The organism is Mycobacterium asiaticum (genome assembly GCF_001668675.1).
Taxonomy (GTDB): domain Bacteria; phylum Actinomycetota; class Actinomycetes; order Mycobacteriales; family Mycobacteriaceae; genus Mycobacterium; species Mycobacterium asiaticum_D.
Window position 1 is genome coordinate 1 of record NZ_LZKQ01000187.1, and the last position, 8,230, is coordinate 8,230.

An 8,230-nucleotide genomic window follows, 5' to 3' on the forward strand; every position below is an offset into this window, starting at 1 on the left:
AGCACCGAGTCGCCGCGGGCAGCCGAACGGATCGTCAACGGTTCGCCGTACTTGATCGGGCTGCGGTATTCGAGCACCGCGCGGTAGGGCTTACTTTCCAATTCCGGTAGTTGGCCCAGTATCTCGTGCACACCGTGCCAGTAGATGGTGTTGTTGACGTGCTCGAAAAGGTCGATGTCGGTGCGGCGCAACGGAAACGGCGTGGTCACCGGGTCGTCGAGCGGCTCGGTGACCTGGGGCCGCCACTTGAGCCGGTGGTTGTCGGTGGTGCTGCCGAATCGTTCGATGCAGTAGTCGGTGAGCCGCGAGGGCGTCAACGTGTCCTTGTTCATGCAGATCCAGAAGCCCTCGGTCTCGATGCGTCCGCCGGCGGAACCCTCGAGCTGCACCCGCATGTTGCACCACCTGCTTGACAGCCCCGCACACCAGCGGCGGAAGGTGATGTCGCTGGGGATCTCGATCGGCTCGATCACGTCGATGACCGTGCGGAGCACGATCCAGTGCGGATGGACCTCGGCCAGGTCCGCGTCGGCCAGGTGCTCGGCCCCGACCTCCTGGATGTAGCGGGCCACTCCGTCCAGGCGCAGCCGGCGGTGCTCGTCGATGTCGGAAGTGGCCAGCCGCCAACCGGTTTGGTACACGTACCCGTCGTCGGGTACCGGGACGAGCGGCGCTGTCAGATCAGGATTGGTGGACACGGCGCTCCTAGCGTGAGACCGCGGCGGCGGCGTTTTGCAGCTGCTCGAGCTGTTCGCTGGCCGTGTCAAGCTTCTTCTGGAACATCGACACCACCCGGTCGCGCACGCGCGGCTTGTGCGACAGCGGCGGCAGCAACTCGGCGAGCAGGTTCAGCCGCGCGGAGCGCAGCCAATCGGTCAGGTCCGGATCGTCGAGCCAGCGCCGGAAGTTCCGCAGGTCGGAGTGGGTCAGCCGCAGCCAGTCCACGTCGCGGTCCGGATGCGGAATCGGCGTGCACAGTTCGTTTTTGGTCTCATCGGAGTCGTAGGCGAACTCGACATGGGCGATGAACGCGGCGCTGAAGACCTGCTGGCACCCCCGCACCGCCTGCAGGGTCATCCGGTCACCGTCGAAAACCGGTGTCGCCGAACACTGCGGCGCGCCGTCCGCGGTGCAGTCGATGTACAGCGCCGACGGCGAGGAGGTGACGGAGCCCTCGTCCAGCACGATGGCGGTGGGTTCGATGCGCTGCACGTGACCCATCCGGATCACGTCCTTGATCCGGCGCAGCTGCTCGAATTCCGGCTGCGACACGGTGGCGCACCGATACATCAGGGGCCGGACCGTGGGGTCGAGGCGCAGCAGGGTGCCTGCCGCTTCGAGCCGGTCGAACAGATCCTCGATCGAGGTGGCGGACTCGATCGCCTCGAGCTGTGCGCCGTAGTTGTCCCGGAACTGCTTGATGAACGACGGCCCCGGTTGCAGGGTGGCCCGGTCCATCAGCCAGGAGTCGCGGGGCTTGATCCAGGTCAGCCGGTCCGGGTCGACGCCGTGCCGCAGCAGCCACAGGCATACGTCCATGCCGGTCTTGCCGGCGCCGACGATCACGTACCGTTCGCGCGCGCCGAACTTCGGCAGCTCGTTCGGGGGGACGCAGTCGATCCCGGGGGCGACGTCGTAGGGGGCGGGCCGCATGGACGGCACGACGGCCCGCAGGTAGGTGGCATCCACGATGCGATGCTTGACGTCGACGTCGTATTCGGCGCCCGCCAGGGTCCGGAACCGGCCGTCGCCGAGGTAATCGCTCATCGGGAAGTACTCGACGCGCCCGGTCGGCAGGAACTGCTGCTGCATGACGGCGTCGAAGTAGGCGCAGATCTCGCCCACGGGGGCAAGCTCATTCAGTCCCTGATTCCAGCCGACGATGTCAATTGTGTTGTTGCCCAGCGGTCTTGAGTTGACGCCGTAGTAGGCGGACGGCTGGTGCAGCCGCACGAACGGGTACGCGGTCGTCCAGTGCCCGCCCGGTTGGTGGGCGCGGTCGACGATCACCACGCGTGCCTCGGATTCGGTGATGACCGTGTCGGCGAACGCCATTCCCATGGCCCCCGCGCCGATCACGAGGTAGTCGGTGTCCAGCTTCTGGACACGGCCGGTCATTGCGTGCACTCCCTCATGGGCGCCACCATAGACGGCTTTACGTCGCCAGCCGTGCCTGACTGCGATTTCAGGGCCAGTATTTCGCCGTGTGGTTCGGTTGGCGGCATCGCCGAGGGGCCCACCGGGTAAGTTTGCCCAGCATGGGAGCCGATCTCACCGTCGCGATTGGCGATGGTGTCGCGGTGCTGACCCTTAACCGGCCGGAGCGGCGCAACGCCTACACCGCGCAGATGGGTGAGCTGCTCAACCGGGCCTACCGGGAGTGCGACGAGGACGAGGCGGTGCGGGCCATCGTCCTGACCGGTGCGGGCGACGCGTTCTGCGCCGGCGCGGATTTCGCCACCGGAACCAATCCCTTCGACACGCCATCCGGCGACGCCTTCACCGCCTCGCCGACCGATCCCGCCGCGTTCGAGCTGCGCACCCCGGTGATCGCGGCGGTCAACGGACACGCCATCGGGATCGGGCTGACCATCGCGCTGCAGGCCGACATCCGTATCATGGCCCGCGATGCGAAATATGCTGTGGCGCAGGTCCGTCGGGGTGTCATCCCGGACTGCATGTCGCACTGGACGCTGCCGCATCTGGTGGGCGGGGCCGTGGCGGCCGATCTGCTGCTGACCGGCCGCACCTTCGACGGTGCGGAGGCCGCGGCGCTGGGCATCGCCACTCGCGCCCTGCCGGCGGATGCGGTGCTGGTTGACGCCATGGCCGTGGCCCGCGACATCGCCGTCAACGTCGCACCCATGTCGGCGGCGCTGAGCAAGCGACTGCTGTGGGACACGATGATCAACGGTTACACGGCGCGCCAGGTCGCCGACCTGGAGACGCAGCTGCATCACCAGGTGATGGGCAGCCCGGACGCCAGCGAAGGCGTCGAGGCGTTCCTGCAACGCAGACCGCCGCGCTGGACCGGGATGGCGGGGGAGTAGAAGCGATGACAAGTTTGCGAAGCCGGGCGATGCCCGCGGTCCTGCGGCTGATGGGCCGGGGCCGCGCGTACGCGAGCGCCGAGACGGCCCGCGCCCACATCGAACAACGGGCCCTGCACCCCCAACTGTTCGCCCCGCCACCGCGGCTGCGCCCGGAGGTGAAGATCGCGCTGGAACGGCGAAACGATTGGCCCATCTACACGGTGCGGCCGCGTAACCATGAGCCCGAACGGGCGGTCTTGTATTTGCACGGTGGCGCGTGGGTGAACGAGATCACCCCTCAGCATTGGCAATTGGCGGCGCGGATGGCGGTCGGCGCCCGAGCCGAAGTGGTCGTCCCGATCTACCCGCTGGTGCCGTCGGCCACCGCGGCCGATGTGCTGCCGACGATCGTCGAGCTGGCGCTGGAGAAGCCCGGCGGCGCCCTGGTCGGGGATTCGGCGGGCGGGCAGATCGCTTTGTCGACGGCGCAGGTGCTGCGCGACGAGCACAACGTGATCGTTCCGAGGACCGTGTTGATCTCGCCCGTGGTGGACCTCTCGCTGGACAACCCGGACATCGCGGCTGTCTCGGACGACCCCTGGCTGGGACGGGACGCGCTGCGGGTGTTCGCCGACCGGTGGCGTGGTGAGTGGCCCGTCGACGAACCGCGGGTGAGCCCGCTGGCGGGCGACCTGGCCGGGCTGGGCCCGTTGACGATCTTCACCGGCACCCGCGACATCCTGAACCCTGATGCCCGGCTGCTGGCCGAAAAGGCCGTTGCCGCAGGCGTGGACGTCGATTTCCGCGAGCAGCCGCAGTTGCTGCACGTCTACCCGTTGATGCCGATCCCGGAAGGCCGGGCCGCGCGCGCAATCATCGTCGAGAGCCTGACCCGATCATGACGGACGACGGCTACTTCGACCTGGGTTCCTATCACCGGCCGGTACGGACGCCCTGCCCGCAGGCGCAGGTGTGGTTCGACCGGGGACTGGTCTGGGCGTACGCGTTCAACCATGAAGAGGCTGTCGCCTGTTTCGAAAGGGCCCTGCAGCTTGATCCGGAGCTGGCCATCGCCCGTTGGGGCATCGCCTACGCGGTCGGGCCCAACTACAACAAGGCGTGGGAGGCGTTCGACCCGGTCGACCGCAAAACATCCCTGGCCCGCGCGCGTGCCGAGCTGACGCTGGCCGCGCAGGGCCGGGTCAGCGAGGTCGAACACGATCTGATCAGCGCGCTGTGGGCCCGGTTCCGCACCGCTGACCCGGAGAACCCCGATGCCCTGGCCGAGGGTGGGGTCGCCTACGCCGACGCGATGACGGTGCTGGCGACGGCCTTTCCCAACGATATCGACGTGCAGGCCCTGGCGGCCGACGCCCTGCTCAACGTCACGGCGTGGGCGCTGTGGGACACCCGCACCGGAGAACCGGCGCCGGGCTCGCGGGTGCTGGACGCCAGACGACTGCTGGAGAAGGCGCTGGCCCGGCCGGCGGGACGCACCCATCCCGGGATCCTGCACCTGTATCTGCACACCATGGAGATGTCCCCGACACCGGAGGACGCGCTGCCGGCGGCGGACCTGTTACGGGGCCTGGTGCCCGATGCCGGTCACCTGCAACACATGCCGAGCCACATCGACGTGCTGTGCGGCGACTACCGCAGCTCGGTGGTGGCCAATCAGGTTGCGGTGCAAGCGGACCGGCGTTTCGTCGCGGAGCGGGGACCGTTCAACTTCTACTCGCTCTACCGTGCGCACGATCTGCACTTCATCGTGTATTCGGCAATGCTGCAAGGACAGTCGGGGGTCGCTTTGCAGGCCGCCGACGAACTCGCCGCCCAGCTGACACCCGAGTTGTTGTCCATCGAATCCCCGCCGATGGCCGACTGGCTGGAAGCGTTCGTGCCGCTGCGCACCCACGTGCTGGTGCGGTTCGGCCGCTGGGACGAGTTGATCGCGCAGCGCCTGCCCGATGACGAGGAGCTGTACTGCACCACCGCCACGACGCTGCATTACGGACGTGGGGTGGCGCTGGCCGCGACCGGCCAGTTGGTGCGGGCGCGTGCCAAGCGTGCCGCGTTCCACGCGGCCTACGACCGCATACCGGAATCCCGCTACCTGTTCAACAACAGCGCCCGAGACATCCTGGCGGTGGGGGCCGCCATGCTGGACGGCGAAATCGCCTACCGCGAACGGCGTTTCGACGAGGCCTTCGCTCATTTAAGGCGCGCCGTCCAGCTCGACGACGCGCTGCCCTACGACGAGCCGTGGGGATGGATGCAGCCGACGCGGCACGCGTACGGGGCGCTGCTGCTCGAGCAGGGCCACGTCGAGGAGGCCGCGGCGGTGTATGCCGCCGACCTGGGCCTGGACCCCACCCTGGCCCGGTGTTGCCAGCACCCGGGCAATGTGTGGAGCCTGCACGGCTACCACGAGTGCCTGCAGCGCCTCGGCCGCAGCGCCGAAGCCGCGATCATCGGGCAACGGCTCACCCTGGCCGCCGCCCGCGCGGACGTGCCGGTCCGTGCGTCCTGCGCGTGCCGGCTCGACGTCGCCGAGTGCTGTGACGGGTGACCGGTGCCCGTCGGTCGGGGTTAGCGCCGCGGAATGGCATCCGCGTACGGGGAGGTGCCCCGGGCATAGGCCCGGCTGCTCACCATGTACACCAAGCCGCAGCCAATGACCATCGCCGACATGAGCAGTACGACGTAATTGTCGTACCACGGTGCCTCAGGGGACCGCGGCCAACAAATGTTCACGATCGCTGCGACGCCGTACACCAACCCGCCGATGTTGACCCACAGTCCCCACCGGCCCAACCGGTATTTTCCGGACGGGTTCCAGCCCTTCATCCTGGCGCGCAGGGCACCCAGCACCACCATTTGGAATCCGAGGTAGACCCCGACGGTGCCAAAGCTGATCAGCTTGGTCAGCGGATGAGCCGACACAATCGAACCGCCGATCAGGGCTGCGGGAATGACGACGGCGGCCAGTAGCGCATAGGGCGGCACATGTCGCTTGTGGTCGAACCGCGCCAACAGTCGAGAGCCCGCGATCATGCCGTCGCGGCCATAGGAGTAGATGAGACGGCTGGCGGCGGCCTGCAGACTCAGCGCGCAGGACACGAACGAGATCAGCACGATACCGAGCACGACTCGGGAGCCGACCGGGCCGAACGCCCTTGCCAATATGGTGTCGATGGGATTGGTGTCCTCGCCACGGATGACCGCGCCGAAGTCGGCCACCGACAAGATCAGGCTGAGGCACACGAATGTCGCTGCGGCACCGCCGATGTAGATGGTGCGGCGCATCGCCTTGGGTATCTGCACGCCGGGGTTGCGAACTTCCTCGGCAACATCACCGCACGCCTCGAAGCCGAAGAACTGGTAGAGAGCGATGAGGCCGGCGGCCAGGAATGCGTAGAGAAAGCTGTGTTGGCCCTGGGCCCCATAGCTGTGGAACAGCGCGCCGAGGCCGTGGTGTCGTTCGGTACACAGCAGCCAGACACCGACCACCACGGCGCCGATGAGTTCCGCCGCGAAACCGAAGATGGCGAAGTAACCCAATATTTTGGTGCCGGTCAGATTGATGAGCGTGGCAATGGCCAAAACAGCTAGCGCACAATAGATCTTGGCCTGCACGGTAGGCGCGAAGCCGAACATGGCAGCGATGTACGGGCCGGCACCGAATGCGGCGTCGGCGATGAGGGCCAGTAGACAGAACATATAGATCCATCCCGTCATCCACGCCCACTTGCGTCCCCACAGTCTCCTGGCCCAGGGGTAGACACCGCCGGCCACCGGGAATTGAGCGACGACTTCACTGAAGACCAGCGCTACCAACAGTTGTCCGGCACCTGCGATCAGCAGGCTCCAGATCATCGGCGGCCCGGCGGTAGCCAGGGCGAACGCAAATACCGTGTAGATGCCTACTACGGGGGAGAGATAGGTGAATCCGAGCGAGAAGTTGGCCCACGGGCTCATGTCCCGCCGGAACTCCGAGTGGAATCCCAGCGCTTCCAATTGAGCCTGGTCCTCGTCATCCTCGGACGGCCCATCAAACGGCTTGTCGCTTTTCAGTTCTGGGCGATGCTGGGTGATTTCATGGGCATGTTGCGTGACATCTCGCGCCAAGTCGGTGTCTGGATCGCTTTCCAATGGCTCTGCGACGGAGCGCATGGGCTTGGCCGTTACCACGAATGAACCTCCACTTTGCCGGTATCTGCAAAACTTGCGTATGTTGTTGGTTCGGCTGGTTGCTGCCGAAAAGGGCTCTGTCAGTTGTGTTTCGACTCCTGGATCAATATGGCTGCGGTCCGCTTCAGGGCATCGCGTTGCTTGGCCACCTCCGCGACGGCTCGTCGGAGCCGGATCAACTCGTCGCGTTCGCTGTCCGCTTCCCCGGCAGCAGAGGCCTGTGCACCTATCTCCGAGGCATCCTCGGGACCACTCATCTCACCTGGCCACGCCGGGATCACTCGGCGCGGCACAACGGATTTAGCGCGAGTCCGGTCACCCCTCGGCGCATTGATGACACCGGTGATCGGACCACCCAGCGGCGCCATACTTCCGATGACCCCAGCGGGTCCAGTTTGCGGTATGGCCTCGCTGCCGCTGGTCGGCAGAGCGGAGGTGGCCAGCCGAATTGCCGGGGCGTTGGCCCAGGACGGCGGTACTGACAATTTGCCCACCGATGCGGCCTCACCCAATCCTGCTGACACCGGCGCATCCCCACCGGCGCGGACCAGGGTGGAACCCAGTCCGTCCGCCTCGGGCACATCGGCCGCCGCGACAGCCGCCGGGGCCGAAAGCGAAGCGGCCAATGGATTGAAACCGACTGCCGCTATCGGCGCGACCGTGAGCAGCACCCCGGAAATTGCGAAATTCACACCGTAGGAGAAGATCCCGACACCCAGCGAATCTTCGCTCATCTGCTCGAACGCCTGAATGGGATAGCTGTTGAAGAAATCCAGCAACAGGTTCGACCCGGGGAAGGAACCGGTTGACAGGGTTTGCAGCAGGTTGGGGACGGCTGCCATTTGGGCGAGGGTGGATTGGGTTGTGCCGGTGGCGGCTTGGGGGAGTGCGGCGGTTTGGGCGGCTGCGCCGGTGGGGTTGGTGGTTGGTGGTGGTTGGGTGAAGGGTGTCAGTGTGGTTGCGGCGGCGGAGGCGCCGGCGTAGCTGTACATGGCGGCGGCGTCTTG

At 66.7% G+C, this 8,230-nt stretch carries 7 protein-coding genes; 3 read left to right on the forward strand and 4 right to left on the reverse strand.

The features are described from left to right. Positions 1 to 698: acyl-[acyl-carrier-protein] thioesterase (locus A9X01_RS15785; RefSeq protein WP_065121644.1), on the reverse strand; the 698-nt coding region annotated here is incomplete at its 3' end. Between the two features lie 7 nt (positions 699 to 705). Continuing rightward, the gene (locus A9X01_RS15790; RefSeq protein WP_065121645.1) at positions 706 to 2,118 is read right to left on the reverse strand and encodes an NAD(P)-binding protein; all 1,413 of its coding nucleotides are present in this window, start codon (positions 2,116 to 2,118) and stop codon (positions 706 to 708) included. Positions 2,119 to 2,258: 140 nt separating this feature from the next. Between A9X01_RS15790 and A9X01_RS15795 the strand changes: the two genes are divergently transcribed. From A9X01_RS15795 to A9X01_RS15805, 3 genes are read left to right on the forward strand one after another with little or no spacing between them, the layout of a single operon-like run. Further along, positions 2,259 to 3,050, forward strand: coding sequence for an enoyl-CoA hydratase/isomerase family protein (locus A9X01_RS15795; RefSeq protein ID WP_065121646.1), 792 nt, complete (start codon positions 2,259 to 2,261; stop codon positions 3,048 to 3,050). 5 nt (positions 3,051 to 3,055) lie between these two features. Continuing rightward, positions 3,056 to 3,934, forward strand: a complete 879-nt coding sequence (locus A9X01_RS15800) for an alpha/beta hydrolase fold domain-containing protein (RefSeq protein WP_065121647.1) — start codon at positions 3,056 to 3,058, stop codon at positions 3,932 to 3,934. Next, positions 3,931 to 5,601, forward strand: a complete 1,671-nt coding sequence (locus A9X01_RS15805; RefSeq protein ID WP_065121648.1) for a tetratricopeptide repeat protein — start codon at positions 3,931 to 3,933, stop codon at positions 5,599 to 5,601. The genes A9X01_RS15800 and A9X01_RS15805 overlap by 4 nt, the downstream gene beginning before the upstream one ends. 20 nt (positions 5,602 to 5,621) lie before the next feature. Here A9X01_RS15805 and A9X01_RS15810 read toward each other — a convergent pair whose 3' ends face one another. Beyond that, on the reverse strand, positions 5,622 to 7,205 hold the full coding sequence (locus A9X01_RS15810; protein ID WP_081282413.1) for an APC family permease: 1,584 nt from the start codon (positions 7,203 to 7,205) through the stop codon (positions 5,622 to 5,624). A 98-nt stretch (positions 7,206 to 7,303) separates the two neighbouring features. After that, positions 7,304 to 8,230: PE/PPE C-terminal domain-containing protein (locus tag A9X01_RS15815; RefSeq protein ID WP_172832530.1), on the reverse strand; the 927-nt coding region annotated here is incomplete at its 5' end.